Source organism: Vibrio hangzhouensis, from assembly GCF_900107935.1.
Classification (GTDB): domain Bacteria; phylum Pseudomonadota; class Gammaproteobacteria; order Enterobacterales; family Vibrionaceae; genus Vibrio; species Vibrio hangzhouensis.
In genome coordinates this window covers 106915-123919 of sequence record NZ_FNVG01000015.1, presented here as the reverse complement: position 1 = coordinate 123919, position 17005 = coordinate 106915, and the positions used below count along the sequence as shown (strand labels likewise).

Below are 17005 nucleotides of genomic sequence, written 5' to 3'. Positions count from 1 at the left end.
TCGAATCTCCGGAATGCCGGCCCAGTCCCCCAGCTATATTCAAAGGCTCTGACTTAGGTCGGAGCCTTTTTTGTTTTCGCTTTTGCAAAGCGACGCGTTGGGATAACCGGGTGCCTCCCTGAATTGCCAGCCCGCTTGGCGGCAATTCCCATCGAATCTCCGGGATGCCGGCCCAGTCCCCCCTGCCATATTCAAAGGCTCTGACTTAGGTCAGAGCCTTTTTCGTTTTTTCGTCTGCCATACGTTTATCTCTATCTCTTTAATTGCGACTCGTCATTAAAACGCTTTAGTTACCGCTGATTCGCTCCCGCTTTGTGTACCTTGCTGATACACTTAATTTATTAGTCACTAAACAGGGGCCTAGTTATGCCACATTTACGATTTAGAGCGATCAATCCAGAGATGGTAAAAACCTTGTCTCAACCGCTTGTTGATCAATTGCAACCATTGATGGATTGCCCGCGAGAGGACTTTACCATTGAACATATTTCTAGCTCATTCTTCTTTGACGGTCGTCAGAGTTCAGCGTATCCCTTTGTTGAAGTGCTGTGGTTTGATAGAGGGCAGGAAGTCAAAGATAAGGTGGCAGGGGCGATCACTGAGCAGGTTCGCGGTGCTTTAGGGGAAGACTTTGAGGTGGCTGTGGTGTTCTTACCACTAAATGCCTGCGATTATTACGATAACGCTGAGCATTACGGATAATAAATCTATTGCTTATTCTCTCACTTATGCGACTGGAGAAGTTGAATGATGTTGACTATTGTTATGAGTACTTCAGTGGATGAGTCGTAGTTTTCTTGATTTGGTTGTTGTTAGTAAAGGCTTCTCTGCTGCTTTTAGGGGATATCCCCGCTACGTTTTGGGTAAGGAATACTGTTATGACAATGATTTCATCAAGGCAGTTTGCCCGATGGCTTAGGGAGAGATTCGCTTCGGAAAAAGACGGAGTGATTCTTACCAGAGAGGACATTAATCAATTATCCGGTAGGCAAGGTTTTTCGCTAGGGTTTGTTAACGACATTCACTATGAATTGATGCAACATGGTATTGCCTTTGTGACCGACACCAGCAGAGAGAGGTTTTACTTGATCCCTATTAACTCTGCTCAAAACTGGCGCAAGAAACTGGAGATGCAGTACGAGAAAGAGTTGTACTGTAATGTCTTTCCAATCGAAAAGTCTGGGTAATAAAAAAGCCTCCGTTTGGAGGCTTTTTTGTGCTTAGGCCATGCCTTGAATAATCACGAACTTTTCTAATAGTTCTTCATCCGTTTCTACATGATTTGGATCCGTGATGATGCATTTCGTGATAGGGCACACCGATTGACAAGTTGGCTTTTCATAGTGACCTTTACACTCAGTGCACAGGTCAGGGTCGATCTCGAAGATCTCACTTCCCATAGAAATAGCACCGTTAGGGCATTCAGGATCGCACATATCGCAGTTAATGCACTTGTCGGTAATGAGCAGCGCCATGGTTATTTACCGGTTGGGTTACGTGTATCTTGTCCTGAGTTCAGGTTACGCATCAGTAGTGCGTAGTCCAGATCCAATTCCTCTGGTACTGGAATAAAGACATAGTGACCGTTACCTTTCGCGTCATCAATGCTCTCTGACTTGCGGTTTTCCATCACTTCCAGGTTAAATACTACGTTGCCTTTTGGCGTCATTAGCTCAAGGCTGTCGCCAACCATAAACTTGTTCTTTACTTCAATTTCTGCCAGGTGGCCACGACGCTTACCGGTAAACTCCCCGACGAACTGCTGAGAGTCAGAAACAGAATAACCGTAGTCGTAGTTTTGATAGCTGTCGTGTGTGTGACGGCGTAGGAAGCCTTCCGTGTAACCACGGTGAGCCAGGCTTTCTAGCGTGCCCATTAGTGACTCATCGAACGGTTTACCAGCTACAGCATCGTCGATCGCTTTGCGGTATACCTGTGCAGTACGAGCACAGTAGTAGAAAGACTTAGTTCGGCCTTCAATCTTAAGAGAGTGAACACCCATCTTAGTCAAACGCTCTACATGCTGAACCGCACGCAAGTCTTTTGAGTTCATAATGTAAGTGCCGTGCTCATCTTCAAACGCCGCCATTTTGTCTTCTGGGCGGTGACTCTCGGAAAGTAGCACTACTTCATCTGTTGGCTTACCAAGACCAATGGTGGTCTCAGGGCGCTCGTCAACGACTTCAACAGGCTGAGCTTCAGGAGTGAACTCTTCGACGATTTGACCTGCATCGTTTTCTGTTGCTTTTTCAACTTTGTATTCCCAACGACATGCGTTGGTGCATGTACCTTGGTTTGGATCACGCTTGTTGATGTAACCAGATAGTAGGCAGCGACCAGAGTAAGCCATGCAAAGCGCACCGTGCACGAATACTTCCAGCTCAGTTTCAGGGCAATGTTCACGGATCTCTTCGATCTCTTCCAGAGACAATTCGCGCGAGACGATAACACGCTCAACGCCGTTTGCTGCCCAGAACTTAACTGTTGCCCAGTTTACCGCATTTGCCTGTACTGAAAGGTGAATAGGCATTTCAGGAAACGCTTCACGGACCATCATGATCAGACCTGGGTCAGACATGATAAGTGCATCCGGACCCATTTCTACAACAGGCTTCAGGTCACGGATGAAGGTCTTTAGCTTCGAGTTGTGCGGTTGGATGTTGCACACCACGTAAAGCTTTTTACCTAGTGCGTGCGCTTCATCGATACCAATCTTTAGGTTCTCGTGGTTGAATTCGTTATTACGAACACGAAGACTATAACGAGGTTGGCCAGCGTAAACGGCATCGGCACCATACGCGAACGCGTAACGCATATTCTTAAGGCTGCCAGCAGGTGACAGTAGTTCTGGAGTAAACATTGCTTTATATCTCTAATCTGATTTCAAGTCAGTGTCGTGCCACCTAATGGCACTAAGGGGCGCAAATTTTACGCTAGTATGGGGCGTTTTCCAAGTATTGTGTTGAGCTCGCAGGGCCACGAGCTCAACAGGGGGCGCTTTATTGCTCTGGTAGACCGCCCAGTGCTTGGTACAAATTCGGTAAGAATGCTCCGAACTCGCCGCAAAGTAGCGAGAAGTCAGCGTCGATGCGAGCCGCAGCATCTTCGCGAGGAATGTCGTCATTCTCGTCTTTCAGCTCATCGCTGAACTTTAGGCGCTTGATGCTGCCATCATCAGCAAGAATGAACTCAATTCGGTCCTGCCAGTTTAGAGCCAGTTTGGTGACAAACTTGTTGGCCTCAATGTGCCCAAGGATCTCATCACTCGACAGTTCTTGTTTCTTGCATCGAATTACTCCGCCGTCTTCAAGAACAGACTTGAGTTCAGCCTCGTCCAACAGATGGAAACCAGTAGGCGCTTCGCTAGTTTTTACCCATTCCGTCAGAGTGTTTTCGATGGGTTGTTCTGGAAATGCAGGAATCACAGGTAGACTGCCCATGGTCTTACGCAATAGCGCAATGACGTCTTCCGCTTTTTTGTAACTGCCGGCATCGACAATAACAAAGCCCTCTTCAGGCATAATAAGGAGATGAGTCAAATTGCTGCGACTGAAAGCTCGTGGAAGAAGATCAATAATGATTTCCTCTTTCAGATCGTCTTTCTCTTTTTTCTTGAGTGGACGACCTTCTTGGGTCTCCAGGGCTTCAACTTTACTGTTAAGTGACTCTTTGATCACCGACGCTGGAAGCATTTTTTCTTCTTTCTTAGCGCAGAGTAAAATTCGGTTCTCAGACACGTGAGTCATCATGTCGCCGTGTTTGCCCAGAGCTGTTACCCAGCCAAATTTTTGCTTGTCCTGACTGCCACAAGGTGTAAAGCGAAACTCTTCAAGCTGCTGTTCTAGCTTATCTGCGTTGAATTCCAGTTCCTTGTTGAATCGATAGACTAAACAGTTTTTAAACCACATATTACTCTCACCCTTAGAATAGTTAGCTGCACATAATAGGCAATTTTATGCAAATTGTCCTAGCTTAAATCTCAAATCTGGCAACAGGATTTGTGCGAAACTTATATTAAAAATTGTTTTCAATGGTCACAAAAGTGTCATAATAATTCTTGATAATGCATGCAGTTGATTAGATACCAAAAGGTCATTCAGATATGTCTAGAAGAATCCTGGTTGTCGAGGATGAAGCACCGATTCGCGAAATGCTGTGTTTTGTATTGGAGCAAAAAGGCTATCAAGCTATAGAAGCAGAAGATTACGATACGGCGGTCAACAAGCTGGCTGAACCTTACCCAGATCTTGTGCTACTGGATTGGATGCTTCCTGGTGGGTCTGGAATTAACTTCATTAAGCATATGAAGCGAGAAGAGTTAACACGTAATATTCCGGTAGTCATGTTAACCGCTCGTGGTGAAGAAGAAGACAAAGTACGTGGCCTTGAAGTCGGCGCAGATGACTACATCACTAAGCCTTTTTCACCTAAAGAGTTAGTGGCTCGCCTGAAAGCGGTGATACGTCGCGTTACGCCAACGGCCCTTGAAGACATTATTGATGTTCAGGGACTGAAGTTGGATCCGGTCTCTCACCGAGTGACCGCAAACGACCAGCCATTGGATATGGGACCAACCGAGTTCAAAATGCTGCACTTTTTTATGACGCATCAAGAGCGTGTGTATAGCCGTGAGCAACTACTGAACAACGTGTGGGGCACCAATGTGTACGTAGAAGACCGTACAGTTGATGTACACATTCGTCGGCTGCGTAAGGCGCTTGAGTCTGCCGGGCACGATAAACTAATTCAAACTGTTCGAGGAGCTGGCTACCGATTCTCCACCAAAGGCTAGCATCGGACTGGAGAGATAAATGGTTGAAAGGTTAACCTGGAAAAAGCTGGCCTGGGAGCTGGCTTTTTTTTACACCCCCTGGGTTGTTGTAGGATGGATATTCGGATACATGCCGTGGTTGCTGTTAGTAGCCACGGTTTTGCAGTTGATATGGCATCTGCACAATCAGATGCGCCTATCGGCCTGGTTGTGGGATGAGAAAAGACTGACGCCGCCTTCTGGGACAGGAAACTGGGAGTCGTTATTTAATGGTATCTACCGACTACAGCAACGTCAGCGTCGCAAACGCAAAGAGCTGACCAACCTGATACGCCGATTTAAAAATGGTGCCGAATCATTACCAGATGCGGTGGTGGTGTTTCGCAGTGAAGGCAATATTGTCTGGTGTAACAAGTTGGCGCAGCACCTGCTGGGATTCCGGTGGCCAGATGACTCAGGTCAACCGATTTCTAACCTTATTCGTACGCCAGACTTCATCAAGTATCTGAACAAACAAGACTTTTCTGAGCCGCTAGAGATGCGTTCCCCCTTGAATGTCGAGCGAATGCTTGAATTACGTTTTGTGCCTTATACGGAAGGTGAGCACTTGATGGTTGTGCGTGACGTGAGTCAGTTGAAGCAGCTTGAAGGGATGCGTCGAAACTTCTTTGCCAACGTTTCCCATGAGCTCAGAACTCCAATGACAGTACTGCAAGGTTATCTGGAAATGACTGAAGATCCGGATATGGTCGTGGGGCCGATGTGGACGAAAGCGCATGGCGTCATGACCCAGCAGCTCAACCGTATGAACAGCTTAGTGAATCAACTACTTACTTTGTCGAAGATAGAAGCGGCACCGATGCATGAGCTGGACGAAGTGGTTAACGTACCTGCCATGCTGGAAGTATTGGAAAAAGAGGCGACCAGTTTGAGTGGTGACGACGGTCATCAGATCGCATTTGATGTTGATAACCGCCTGCGGGTTTTTGGTGATGAAGATCAATTGCGCAGTGCAATTTCTAATTTGGTTTACAACGCGGTCAAATACACGCCTCCAGGCGCTAACGTGAAAGTACGTTGGTACCAGTCTTCTCAGGGCGCGTGTCTGGAAGTTGAAGACACGGGTGATGGTATTGAAGCGCAGCACCTGCATCGTTTAACTGAACGCTTCTACCGGGTAGATAAGGCTCGCTCACGGGATACTGGGGGCAGTGGTTTAGGGCTAGCCATTGTTAAACACGCGTTGTCTCATCATGACTCGCATCTGGACATTCATTCAGAAGTCGGCGTGGGAAGTAAATTCTCGTTCATCCTTCCAGAACGTTTGGTCGTTAACTAATGCGCGCATTACAAGCGCTGGGTGCGCTCATCGCATTGTGTTTGCCTCTTGTAGGCAGTGCTTCAGTAACAGCGTTGCCTAAATACATCAAGCAGCCGGGAGTATCCGGCAATTTGTCGTCTGTTGGATCGGATACTTTGTCGGGTATGACCACACTTTGGCTGGAAGAATTCCAGACACTCTATCCGAATGTGAATGCGCAAATTCAGGCTTCCGGTTCCTCCACCGCACCACCGGCGTTGACAGAAGGAACGGCACAGTTTGGCCCAATGAGTCGGGCTATGCGCATCAGGGAAGTGGATGCATTCGAGCGTCAGTTTGGCTATAAACCGACGGCGTTAAGAGTTGCTATCGATGCGATTGGTATTTTTGTCCACACCGACAACCCTATTCAGGGGCTCAATTTTCAACAGTTAGATGCGATCTTCTCGTCAACGCTACGCTGCGGCGGCAGTCACTATATCAGTAAATGGGATCAACTAGGCATTTCCTCTCCCTGGAGTGAGCGAGCGATCCAAATGTTTGGACGCAACTCCGTCTCTGGCACTTATGGCTATTTTAAGAATAATGCTCTCTGTGGCGGGGATTTTAAACGTAATGTTAATGAACAGCCAGGATCTGCGTCTGTCGTTCAGTCCGTCGCTTCATCGATCAATACGATAGGCTACTCTGGGGTTGGCTATCAGGTGTCTGGCGCCAGACTCGTTCCGATTGCGGAATCGGGCGAGCAATATGTCTTTCCAACACAGCAGAATGTGCAATCGGGTCAGTATCCGCTATCCCGATTCTTATATATCTATGTCAATAAAGCCCCAAATCGAGAGCTTAGCCCGATAGAAGAAGCTTATATTCGATACATATACTCCCGAGAGGGGCAGAGAATCGTCGCAAAAGACGGTTATGTTCCCCTCAGTAGTGATTTTGCAGAAAAAGAATTGGCGAAGGTTGGATTGACTCTAGAACCTTGATTGGTAGTAATGACAGCGAAGAGTTTAGTGAAATACCAACTGCCAGCCAACTGATTTCCAATAGCCTTGTTCCGTTTGTAAGTCGGCATTCAGCAGTTTATTGTGTTCTAGCCAATCAGAGTCTGAACTGGTTAACGTCCAGGTATCATCGTCAATGGTCAATAATAACGGCAGCATTTCATCATTGCGCTGACCGTTTACAATGATGGAAAGACGCAAAATCCGAATCAGGCTAAGGATATGCTTGGTTTTATACAGGGTAAACTCGGGCAGTTCCTGAAGCTTGAGTGATTTCCTCTGGAATCGGGCTAACGTGGCCAGCACCAGTTGCTGTTCACTGTTAAAGCCCGGCATCGTTGTATGAGAAAGAATATAACTTGAGTGTTTATGAAACGCCTGGTAGCTAATGCTTAAACCGACTTCATGCAGCAGCGCACTCCACTCAAGTAAGCTAAACAGGCCGCTTTTCTTTTTTAGATTCAGAGTTTCGTGAACCTGTTCCAGGAATTCGATGGCCTGACCACGAACTTTGGCTGCGTGCTCGACATCAACAAAGTGCTTGTGAGCGAGATTTTCAGTGGTTCGCATGCGGATATCAGAGCGTTGAAAGCGTTCTTCCATCTCGTAGAGCAGTCCTTCTCGCAATGCACCTGCGGAAAAATCCATCTCCTTGATCTTTAGGCTTTCAAAAATTGCAGTCAGAATGGCCACCCCAGCCGCGAAGACAGGCTTTCTTTCCTCGGCAAGGCCAGATAGTTCGATATCGTCAATGTAGTTGAACTCACACAGCTTATCGATGAGTTTGTTGAGGCGCTTTAGGGTGATCAGACCGTCATCGTCACCCTGACCAATCATGACCTCCCTGATGGCCTTGATGGTTCCCGATGAGCCTAAAGCGACTTCCCAGCCTTTTTTTCGATATCGAGGGGACAATGCTTCCAGGCGTTGTTGGGCCGACAAGATGGCTTTCGAAAAGTTTTTTTCCGAGAGCTTGTCGTTGGCAAAATATTTGTTGGTATAGCTGACGCAGCCCATTCGGGTGCTGTTCAATAAAATGGGATCGAACGCTTTACCGATGATGAGTTCAGTACTGCCTCCACCAATGTCGATAACCAGTTTGGAGTTCGATTCTGTTTGAGTATGAGCGACGCCTGCATAGATCAATCGCGCTTCTTCTTCTCCTGGAATGACTTCAATGGGAAAAGGAAGGACTTGTTTTGCCCGTTGCAAAAATAGGTGCGCATTGTTAGCAATACGCAGAGTATGGGTTGCGGCGATGCTGACGTTGTCCGGTTCGAAACCCTGTAAGCGCTCGGCGAACATGGCGAGGCACTCTAGCCCGCGCTCCATAGCACTATTGCTGAGGTTGTTATGCGCGTCCAGCCCAGAGGCAAGTCGGACTCGCTGCTTGTGACGACTGACCAGTTGCAGATCCTGGCCGACGACCTTCGCCACCACCATGTGAAAGCTATTCGAACCTAAATCGATAGCGGCCACGTCTTTGATACTACTGTCCTTGTTCTGGTTCATTGTGCTCTTGTTGCTGCCTGTTCTTTTTGGTTTGTTTCTCTATTTGTTTAAGATAGTCGTAAATAGCAATTTGTGAACGAACTTTCTTGCGATTGCCTCGGGGGACGTAGCTATTGGTCATCTCTTTATCTATCCAGCGCGCCTTCACCGTGTCGGTAAACTGAATGTTGATGATGTCGATTATTCGTTGTTTTAGCCTTGGGTCGCGGATCGGAGCTGCTACCTCGATTCGGTGATCGATGTTGCGGGTCATCCAGTCAGCCGAGGAAATGTAGACCTGAGGATCACCATCATTATGAGTAATGATCACCCGGGGATGTTCCAGAAAACGATCGACAATACTGATGATTGTGATGTTGTCGCTGATGCCCTCCACCCCTGGAACTAAAGAGCACATACCACGGATGATCATATTGATTTTCACTCCAGCAGTGCTGGCACCATATAGCTTGTTGATCAGTCCCTTATCAACCAGATTGTTTACCTTTAGTGTCAGGGCTGCTTTTTTCCCGGCCTTAGCATTGGCAATTTCACTATCGATTAGCCGATATAACTGTTTGCGCGAGTTCCTCGGTGAGACGATGAGATGATTGAACTTGACCGGGCGATAAGGATTTTCGATGTAGCCAAAAACGTTACGGACTTCTTCGGTGATATCCTGATCCGCAGTCAGCAACGAGAAATCAGTATAGATACGCGCATTGCGTTCGTGGAAGTTTCCGGTACCGATATGGGCGTAGTGCACAAGCTGTTCGTCTTCTCTGCGGCTGAACAGGAGCAACTTAGCGTGAATCTTGAGGCCAGGCGCGCCGAAGATGACCTGAACCCCATTTTCTGTCAGTACTTTCGCCCATTCAATATTGGCTTCTTCGTCAAAGCGCGCCTGAAGCTCAACAACAACCGTGACGCTCTTGCCATTGTGCACGGCATCGATCAAAGAGTTCATCAGTCGGGAGTCTTTGGCGACTCGATATATGTTGATTTTAATGCTCAGAACTTTGGGGTCGAACGAAGCCTGACGGACTAATTCAGTAATGTGTTCAAAGGTGTGGTACGGATAGTAAAGCAGGATATCCCGGGCACGGATGGCATCAAACAGGTTGTGAAAACCGTCAAAGTCCGCACAGCGCATCGGTGGTAGAGACTTGTGCTCAAGATAATCACGGCCGACATTTGGAAAACCGATAAAATCTTTGAAATTGTGGTAGCGCCCTCCGGGGATCAGACTATCGTAGTTGGATATGCCCAATTTGCTACACAACGTATTTAACATATCCTCCGGCATATCTCTCTCATAGACAAACCGCACCGGCATAGCGGTCAGTCGCTGACTGACGCTTTCTGACATCTGCTCTAGCAGGCTATGCTCTACCTCGTTGCTTAAATCGTACTCGGCATCACGTGTCATTTTCATCGCAAAGCCACTCAGTTCATCGTAGTCAAAGAACCCTTGAAACAGCTCATCCAGACAATAACGGATTATATTATCTAGTAATATTATGGTCTTACGGCGTTTTCCTTTCTGCTCAGGTACCATGACAAAACGGGGGAGGTGGTCGGTCGGGATCTCGACTATTGCATATTGCGATTGGCCGTATTGTGATTGGGCCTGTTGTGAACGATCCTCCTCGGACGAACCCCACTGCGTATGCTCATCCTGAGGTTGGTCCCACTTCTTCATGTCTACAACGATGTAGGCATATTCGTCCTTAAGAAACTGTAAGACATTGATATCGTCGCTGAGAATAAAAGGTGTTAAGTGTGGCAGAACTTTTCGTCGGAAAAACTTCCGGATCCACTTCTGCTGATTTTCATCAAGCTGACTTTCATTGACGAGGAAGATGCGATGACGGGCCATTTCTAGGATGAGTTCATTGTATAGCTCATCAAAACTGAGATTAAGCTTGAGCGCTTTGCTTTGCATCTTGCCAAGAAGGTGCTTAGAGTTGTCATTGATCCCACTTTCCTGATTGATCAGGATGCGGCGTTTTACGTCAGAGAAACGAACCTTGTAGAACTCATCAAGGTTATTGGAGAAGATGCCGAGAAATCGAATGCGCTCAATCAGTGGCACTGATTTATCGGCTGCTTCTTGCAATACGCGTTCGTTGAAAGATAGCCAACTGAGTTCTTTTTCGATGTAGAGTTTCTCTGTGCTCATAGGGTTAACCACTGACTTTTGTGTCCCATAGTTGCCTATAGGAGGGATGAAAGACTAATCTGATCGTGAACCTTAGTGATCCTGTATGACATTTTTATCTCAAATAGAGTGCGGTACGACACATTTCATTATTTTCAGCAGCTTAGATGAGATGTAATATAAGTGTCATCTAAGCGACATAAAATGTTGAGGCAACTCGTACATGCTTGTGATTGTCCTTGACCTCCTTATGGGGAGCACCCCGTAGATCCTAATCGTTACAAAGAGAACCGATGCAGATATGGCTTCAGCCAATTTTTCATTACAGACCACAGATCGCAAGCGACTGATTCAGGATCGTTTGGTTCGCTGGATCGTCTCTTTTGGCGGTTTGAGTGTGTTAGCAAGCCTTATTTTTATCTTTGTTTATCTGGCGTTTGTGACATTTCCTCTGTTCTCTGAGGCAGAAACCTCCTGGTCTGAAGGCAAACCCATTTCGCTGGATGCTCCGATTGTATTCAGTGCTATTGATGATCACGCCACTCGAACGGTGTTCATCACCAGGCAGGGAAACGTAATTGACAAGTCGCTGACCTCAGATGAGATGACCTCAAAAATCTTACTGCCTAAATTACTTAGTGTAGAGCCCATTGGTGTTAATCAGTTATTGTTAACCGCCACAGATGGGCGTATGGCGACCGCTGCGATTAAGTTTCAGTGGCAGGCCGAGCATCAGCGAAGTCGATTAACCCTTGAACTGCCGAATGCTGACGATTGGGTATCCGTGACCACAAACAACAGCGCACTTGTGCTCTCAACTGCAGAGCGACATCGTCATGAATCAGTGTATGCAGCCCTGGATTCTGCCGGTTATCTACATTTAGTTTGGCAGAACGACAGGGTGGATCAAGCGACAGGGATCCCAAATCGAGTGACTGATCAACTATCAGCTCAGGTCTTTGTGGATGAGGCTGAAGAGATACTGCTGACGCCTGACGGTCGAACAGTTTATCTGCGAGCCGGAGATGAGTTGCTGGTAGTAAACAGAGCCGGCGAGAGCTTAAATGTCAGAGAGGTCGTCGACCTGTCGGCTCCCACAGGTAACAGAGTGACCAAGATGCAACTGCTGGCTGGAGCACACTCTTTAATGGTTGAGTACGAAGGAAACAGAGTTTGGCAGTGGTTTGATGTACTGGAAAATGGCGTGCGAACGCTAACACCAATTCGTGGTTTTCAGTTTGACGCGCAACTACAGAGCTTGATACCAGAGAACATGAGCAAAGGCTTTGCAGTGCTGTTGGGTGATGGCACGATGCAGAGTGTTTACACCACCAGTGAGAAAATCGCGCCGTCGAGTCCACTCCCGACAAAACGTGTCCATGCTGCAGCACTGTCTATGAATAACCAATACGCTCTGTTGTTATCGGACAGCCAACTCTACGTTGGTCATCTGGATAACGAGTTTGCAGAAGTCTCGTGGCGCGCGCTATGGGGAAAGGTCTGGTATGAAAGTTATCCTGAACCCGAGTTTGTTTGGCAGACCACCGCAGGTTCGGATGACTTTGAAGCCAAGTACAGCCTGGTGCCCATCGCGTTTGGGACCATAAAGGCGGCTCTCTTCGCGATGTTGTTTGCGGTACCTATTGCCGTGTTTGGTGCGATCTACACTGCTTACTTTATGTCTTCGGGCATGCGTAAGGTAGTGAAACCCACCATCGAACTGATGGAAGCGCTGCCGACTGTTATTATTGGCTTTCTCGCCGGGCTTTGGTTTGCTCCCATTGTGGAAACACACTTGCCCGCTGTAGTCCTCTTGCTGGTGGCGTTGCCACTGGCCTCGCTGCTGATGGGGGGGATTTGGTATATTATCCCACGCCGATACACGTCAAAGTTACCCAGCGGATTGCATCCATTCACCCTGATCCCAGTGATCATTGTTGTGATGTACTTTGCGATGGGTTATTCCAGTGAGTTGGAGTTGTGGCTGTTTAATGGCGATGCTCGAGTGTATCTGGCACAACACGGAATCGATTTTGATCAGCGCAATGCCCTGGTGGTGGGATTTGCCATGGGGTTTGCAGTGATCCCCACCATTTTTACCATCGCAGAAGATGCCATTTTCTCGGTTCCTAAGCATTTGTCTGATGGTTCACTTGCCTTAGGGGCAACTCAATGGCAAACCCTGACACATGTGGTGCTGCTGACGGCCAGTCCGGGTATTTTCTCTGCGGTCATGATGGGGTTGGGCCGTGCCGTTGGTGAGACCATGATTGTTTTAATGGCGACCGGAAACACGCCGATCATGGATTGGAATATCTTCGAGGGGATGCGAACTCTGTCCGCCACGATGGCAGTGGAATTACCAGAATCGGAAGTGGGCAGTACCCACTATCGATTGCTATTCCTTATCGCGCTAATTCTGTTTAGTTTTACTTTCCTGGTGAATACCTTGGCCGAGTGGGTACGACAGAGACTTAGGGAGAAATACAGTGCGCTGTAGGTATAGAAAGGAGTCACGTTATGTTTAAGTGGCTTAAGTCTGGCGCTCCCTGGGTTTGGCTGACTGGCGGGGCGGTCAGTATCAGCCTGATTTCGGTATTGGGATTGCTGCTGCTTATAGGTTGGAAAGGCTTGACCTACTTCTGGCCAGCGCCACTGTATCAGTGGCAGGATTCTCATGGTGCGGCACTGATTGGCCAGATCTATTCCAAGAGTTGGGTCCAGACACGCAATATCCCTAACGCCAGGGACGTGTTGCCTGAAGAGGTTCTCGCGACTGGTAAAGTTGAGCGCTACAGCATTAAGATAGCTAATAGAGACCGCTACGGATTTGACTTTGTCTCCGTGTTAGCTCCCGAATTATATCATGAGGATAAACCCACTGACCTGGTCGTCATAGAGCGAAGCCGGGGCGGACATTTTTTTGGTCGCATTATCGCTCTCAAAGGGCCATTGGGGCAGGTGAACAGCGAGTTGGCAACACTGCTGAGCATCGAGTTGTCCCAGGTGGAAGAAATTCGTGATCAAATTGAAGCGATTGTAGAACGTAAGATAAAAGGTCTGAACCATCAACTAGAGGCTCTGCGTCTTAAGCAGCGTAGAGATAAGCTCAACGGTGTGCTGACGGACGAACTTGCACAGCGCTATCAGCAGCAGACCAGCATTATTCACCAGCAATTGGCACAGAGTGAAATCGAACTTGACGCGTTACAGCATGAGCTTGCCAGTAAGGTGCTTACTGTCGAAGACATGAAAGGGGAACGCTTTGATATTGGTTTGAACCGGGTGTTGGACTTCTGGTATCCCAATCAAATGTCTTTCAGCGATAAATTATCTCACTGGGCGCAGCAGGTCTGGAAGTTTCTGTCGGATAACCCGCGTGAATCCAATTCTGAAGGGGGTGTTTTTCCGGCCATCTTCGGTACGGTGCTATTGGTTATCATTATGTCCGTTATGGTGATGCCACTGGGGGTCTTGGTGGCGGTCTATCTGCATGAGTACGCTGAGAACAACTTTTTGACGCGTATGGTGCGGGTTGGGGTGATCAACCTTGCCGGTGTGCCGTCTATCGTTTATGGCGTTTTTGGTCTGGGCTTTTTCGTCTACACCATCGGTGCTTCCATTGATTCACTGTTTTATGCCGAACGACTTCCTGCACCCACATTTGGTACTCCGGGGCTACTCTGGTCAGCGTTAACTTTGGCGATATTGACGTTGCCAGTTGTGATCGTGGCAACAGAGGAAGGGCTGAACCGTATTCCAATGTCGGCGCGCCATGGTTCATTGGCGCTTGGTGCTACTCAGTTTGAAACTTTATGGCGTATCGTTTTGCCGATGGCCAGTCCGGCTATCATCACCGGACTGATATTGGCGGTCGCCAGAGCTGCAGGGGAAGTGGCTCCCTTGATGTTGGTCGGGGTGGTAAAGCTGGCATCCAGTTTGCCGATAGACTCGCAATTCCCTTTCTTGCATCTGGAGCGCAAGTTTATGCACCTCGGTTTTCATATTTATGATGTCGGATTCCAAACTTCGAATATTGAAGCCGCCAGACCGTTGGTATATGCCACATCATTCTTACTGGTTACCGTCGTCGTTGGGCTAAACTTAACAGCGATAGCCATCCGCAATAATTTGCGTGAAAAATACCGAACTTTAGGACAAGACTAAGCATGTTTTCTATCAATCAGACTTTGGGCTACCCAACCCCGCTCGACGTCAATAATCTCAGTGATGAGCAAACGGCAATTGCTATCGAAAACTTAAACTTGTTCTATGGCAATAAGCAGGCGCTCGATAATGTCTCGATGCGAATTCCCAAAGGACAGGTGACCGCATTTATCGGGCCATCCGGTTGTGGTAAGTCTACGTTATTGCGCTGTATTAATCGTATGAATGACCTGATCGAAGGGTGTACGGTCGAGGGCAAAGTGAAGTTGCATGGCGGCAATGTGTATCATCCCAAAGTCGATGTGGCGACATTGCGTCGTCGGGTGGGCATGGTGTTCCAACGTCCTAACCCGTTCCCTAAGTCTATTTATGAAAATGTGGTTTACGGACTGAGGCTGCAGGGTATCAAAAACAGCCGTCACCTGGACGATGCTGTAGAGCGCTCGCTGCGGGCCGCTGCACTGTGGGATGAAGTGAAAGATCGCTTACATGAAAATGCGTTTGGTCTGTCTGGTGGTCAGCAACAGCGACTGGTCATTGCCCGGGCGATTGCCATCGAACCGGAGGTGCTGTTATTAGATGAACCGACATCTGCTCTCGATCCGATCTCCACGTTAACCATTGAGGAGCTCATCAACGATCTCAAAACCAAGTATACAGTTGTGATCGTCACCCACAATATGCAGCAAGCGGCGCGAGTTAGTGACCATACTGCGTTTATTCACCTTGGAAAACTGGTAGAGTACTCCGATACTGATAGTATCTTTACCTCGCCAATCGAAAAACAAACAGAAGACTACATTACCGGTCGCTACGGATAATTAAGGAAGCGTTCAGACATGCATTTTGGTCGTCATATTTCGGGTCAGTTTAATGCGGAGTTGGAGTCTATTCGCACCCATGTTTTGGGTATGGGAGGGCTGGTGGAGCAGCAACTCTCTTTTGCGATGCAGGCTCTGCATAAAGATGATATTGAGCTTGCCAAGAAAGTGGTGCGTGACGATCACAAAGTCAACGCGATGGAAGTCTCAATTGATGAAGCTTGTACCCGTATTATCGCGAAGCGTCAGCCAACGGCTAAAGATCTGCGTCTGGTGATGGCCATCATCAAGACCATTACTGATTTGGAGCGTATCGGAGATGTAGCCTCCCGAATTGCCAGAGTAGCTATCGAGCAGCCGTCCACTAAGCAGCAAAAATTTCATGTTTCTCTGGAGCCTCTTTGCCGTCAGGCGATCACTATGTTGCATCAGGTCCTCGATGCTTTCGCTCGCATGGATGTCGATGCTGCGGCCGAGGTTTACAAGCTGGATGATAAGCTGGACGCAGAGTATGAAGCGGTGGTGCGTCAGTTGATGACTTATATGATGGAAGACCCGAAGAATATTCCCAATATTCTTCAGGTCATGTGGTCAGCTCGGGCGATAGAGCGTGTTGGGGATCGCTGTCAGAACATCTGTGAGTACATCATCTATTTTGTTAAGGGCAAGGACATTCGTCACCTGGACCAAAAAGCCATCAACGACATACTTTAATGCGGTGCTCTAGAACCGGGCCACAACACCAAAATTCAGGGTGAAGTTGTTATCAAGCGAGATAAACGTATTCTCAGCCCCGAACACGTCGTAGTCAAACCCTGTTTTCAGACCGAAAGCGGGATTAAGCATATACACGTAGCTGGCACTGATACTCAGGCCTGTAGCGCTGCGGTGTGCCCATTCACTGCCTGACTTTTTATCGCCATTGTAATTCGCGACACCGATTTCCGCCTGAAGGCCATAATTTTCGCGATCGCCAAACATATGCTGCAGACCAATTCGGTATGAATCTATGGTCTCATCGTAACGACTGGTGTCATAGGTTTTGCGGGCATAACTGAAAAACACTGCGTCCATGCCAAGGGTGTCAGCGACACCGAGTTGAATCCCTGCACCGTTGTAAGCGCCAATTTTCACTTCCGGTGAAACGTGAAATGTTTGCGCGTAAGCAGTAAAAGAGAAGCTTGCAATTAAAGGTAATAACAGCTTTTTCATCGACACACCTTCTGGAACAGTTTAGGAGCGCCGATAGTAAGCGCTCGGGTGTGTATG

General features: G+C 47.8%; 15 protein-coding genes. 9 read left to right on the top strand and 6 right to left on the bottom strand.

Annotated features, from left to right (window positions below; all coding sequences use genetic code 11):
• Positions 1–366 precede the first annotated feature (366 nt).
• Both C4S60_RS15410 and C4S60_RS15405 read left to right on the top strand, forming a co-directional pair.
• Positions 367–702 (top strand): DUF1904 domain-containing protein, encoded by a 336-nt coding sequence (locus tag C4S60_RS15410; protein ID WP_103881247.1) that lies wholly within the window; start codon positions 367–369, stop codon positions 700–702.
• 176 nt (positions 703–878) lie between these two features.
• Complete coding sequence (locus C4S60_RS15405) at positions 879–1187, top strand: hypothetical protein (RefSeq protein ID WP_103881246.1); 309 nt, start codon at positions 879–881, stop codon at positions 1185–1187.
• 33 nt (positions 1188–1220) lie between these two features.
• On the opposite strand, the gene C4S60_RS15400 is transcribed toward C4S60_RS15405, so the two are convergent.
• The 3 genes from C4S60_RS15400 to rdgC form a co-directional block, all read right to left on the bottom strand.
• Positions 1221–1475: a YfhL family 4Fe-4S dicluster ferredoxin gene (locus C4S60_RS15400; RefSeq protein ID WP_103881245.1), complete on the bottom strand. Its 255-nt coding sequence runs from the start codon at positions 1473–1475 to the stop codon at positions 1221–1223.
• Between the two features lie 2 nt (positions 1476–1477).
• Positions 1478–2860: a prephenate-dependent tRNA uridine(34) hydroxylase TrhP gene (trhP, locus tag C4S60_RS15395; protein ID WP_103881244.1), complete on the bottom strand. Its 1383-nt coding sequence runs from the start codon at positions 2858–2860 to the stop codon at positions 1478–1480.
• A 139-nt stretch (positions 2861–2999) separates the two neighbouring features.
• On the bottom strand, positions 3000–3908 hold the full coding sequence (gene rdgC, locus C4S60_RS15390) for a recombination-associated protein RdgC (RefSeq protein WP_103881243.1): 909 nt from the start codon (positions 3906–3908) through the stop codon (positions 3000–3002).
• 194 nt (positions 3909–4102) lie between these two features.
• Here rdgC and phoB point away from each other — a divergent pair, with 194 nt between their 5' ends.
• The 3 genes from phoB to C4S60_RS15375 are packed head-to-tail and all read left to right on the top strand — an operon-like array spanning position 4103 to position 7078.
• Complete coding sequence (gene phoB / locus C4S60_RS15385) at positions 4103–4792, top strand: phosphate regulon transcriptional regulator PhoB (RefSeq protein ID WP_103881242.1); 690 nt, start codon at positions 4103–4105, stop codon at positions 4790–4792.
• A 19-nt stretch (positions 4793–4811) separates the two neighbouring features.
• A complete protein-coding gene (gene phoR, locus C4S60_RS15380; protein WP_103881241.1) occupies positions 4812–6110 on the top strand; it encodes a phosphate regulon sensor histidine kinase PhoR in 1299 nt (432 codons plus the stop codon).
• Entirely contained in the window at positions 6110–7078 is a 969-nt protein-coding gene (locus C4S60_RS15375) for a PstS family phosphate ABC transporter substrate-binding protein (protein WP_103881240.1), read from the top strand. The genes phoR and C4S60_RS15375 overlap by 1 nt, the downstream gene beginning before the upstream one ends.
• Before the next feature lie 24 nt (positions 7079–7102).
• Here the strand turns inward: C4S60_RS15375 and ppx are convergent, their stop codons facing one another.
• Positions 7103–8608, bottom strand: coding sequence for an exopolyphosphatase (gene ppx / locus C4S60_RS15370; RefSeq protein ID WP_103881239.1), 1506 nt, complete (start codon positions 8606–8608; stop codon positions 7103–7105).
• A complete protein-coding gene (gene ppk1 / locus C4S60_RS15365) occupies positions 8586–10769 on the bottom strand; it encodes a polyphosphate kinase 1 (protein ID WP_103881238.1) in 2184 nt (727 codons plus the stop codon). The genes ppx and ppk1 overlap by 23 nt, the downstream gene beginning before the upstream one ends.
• A 280-nt stretch (positions 10770–11049) precedes the next feature.
• Between ppk1 and C4S60_RS15360 the strand changes: the two genes are divergently transcribed.
• The 4 genes from C4S60_RS15360 to phoU are packed head-to-tail and all read left to right on the top strand — an operon-like array spanning position 11050 to position 16450.
• On the top strand, positions 11050–13248 hold the full coding sequence (locus tag C4S60_RS15360) for an ABC transporter permease subunit (protein WP_103881237.1): 2199 nt from the start codon (positions 11050–11052) through the stop codon (positions 13246–13248).
• A gap of 20 nt (positions 13249–13268) precedes the next feature.
• Positions 13269–14915 (top strand): phosphate ABC transporter permease PstA, encoded by a 1647-nt coding sequence (gene pstA, locus C4S60_RS15355; protein WP_103881236.1) that lies wholly within the window; start codon positions 13269–13271, stop codon positions 14913–14915.
• A gap of 2 nt (positions 14916–14917) precedes the next feature.
• Positions 14918–15736 carry a phosphate ABC transporter ATP-binding protein PstB gene (pstB, locus tag C4S60_RS15350; RefSeq protein WP_103881235.1) on the top strand — a complete coding sequence of 273 codons (819 nt, stop codon included), beginning with the start codon at positions 14918–14920 and terminating at the stop codon, positions 15734–15736.
• 18 nt (positions 15737–15754) lie between these two features.
• Complete coding sequence (phoU, locus tag C4S60_RS15345; RefSeq protein ID WP_103881234.1) at positions 15755–16450, top strand: phosphate signaling complex protein PhoU; 696 nt, start codon at positions 15755–15757, stop codon at positions 16448–16450.
• Between the two features lie 9 nt (positions 16451–16459).
• Here phoU and C4S60_RS15340 read toward each other — a convergent pair whose 3' ends face one another.
• Positions 16460–16948: a hypothetical protein gene (locus C4S60_RS15340; RefSeq protein ID WP_103881233.1), complete on the bottom strand. Its 489-nt coding sequence runs from the start codon at positions 16946–16948 to the stop codon at positions 16460–16462.
• Between the last annotated feature and the right edge of the window lie 57 nt (positions 16949–17005).

Coding starts and splice junctions, on each gene's coding strand:
- C4S60_RS15410 (WP_103881247.1), top strand. CDS start 367: ATGCCACATTTACGATTTAGAGCGATCAATCCAGAGATGGTAAAAACC.
- C4S60_RS15405 (WP_103881246.1), top strand. CDS start 879: ATGACAATGATTTCATCAAGGCAGTTTGCCCGATGGCTTAGGGAGAGA.
- C4S60_RS15400 (WP_103881245.1), bottom strand. CDS start 1,475: ATGGCGCTGCTCATTACCGACAAGTGCATTAACTGCGATATGTGCGAT.
- trhP (WP_103881244.1), bottom strand. CDS start 2,860: ATGTTTACTCCAGAACTACTGTCACCTGCTGGCAGCCTTAAGAATATG.
- rdgC (WP_103881243.1), bottom strand. CDS start 3,908: ATGTGGTTTAAAAACTGTTTAGTCTATCGATTCAACAAGGAACTGGAA.
- phoB (WP_103881242.1), top strand. CDS start 4,103: ATGTCTAGAAGAATCCTGGTTGTCGAGGATGAAGCACCGATTCGCGAA.
- phoR (WP_103881241.1), top strand. CDS start 4,812: ATGGTTGAAAGGTTAACCTGGAAAAAGCTGGCCTGGGAGCTGGCTTTT.
- C4S60_RS15375 (WP_103881240.1), top strand. CDS start 6,110: ATGCGCGCATTACAAGCGCTGGGTGCGCTCATCGCATTGTGTTTGCCT.
- ppx (WP_103881239.1), bottom strand. CDS start 8,608: ATGAACCAGAACAAGGACAGTAGTATCAAAGACGTGGCCGCTATCGAT.
- ppk1 (WP_103881238.1), bottom strand. CDS start 10,769: ATGAGCACAGAGAAACTCTACATCGAAAAAGAACTCAGTTGGCTATCT.
- C4S60_RS15360 (WP_103881237.1), top strand. CDS start 11,050: ATGGCTTCAGCCAATTTTTCATTACAGACCACAGATCGCAAGCGACTG.
- pstA (WP_103881236.1), top strand. CDS start 13,269: ATGTTTAAGTGGCTTAAGTCTGGCGCTCCCTGGGTTTGGCTGACTGGC.
- pstB (WP_103881235.1), top strand. CDS start 14,918: ATGTTTTCTATCAATCAGACTTTGGGCTACCCAACCCCGCTCGACGTC.
- phoU (WP_103881234.1), top strand. CDS start 15,755: ATGCATTTTGGTCGTCATATTTCGGGTCAGTTTAATGCGGAGTTGGAG.
- C4S60_RS15340 (WP_103881233.1), bottom strand. CDS start 16,948: ATGAAAAAGCTGTTATTACCTTTAATTGCAAGCTTCTCTTTTACTGCT.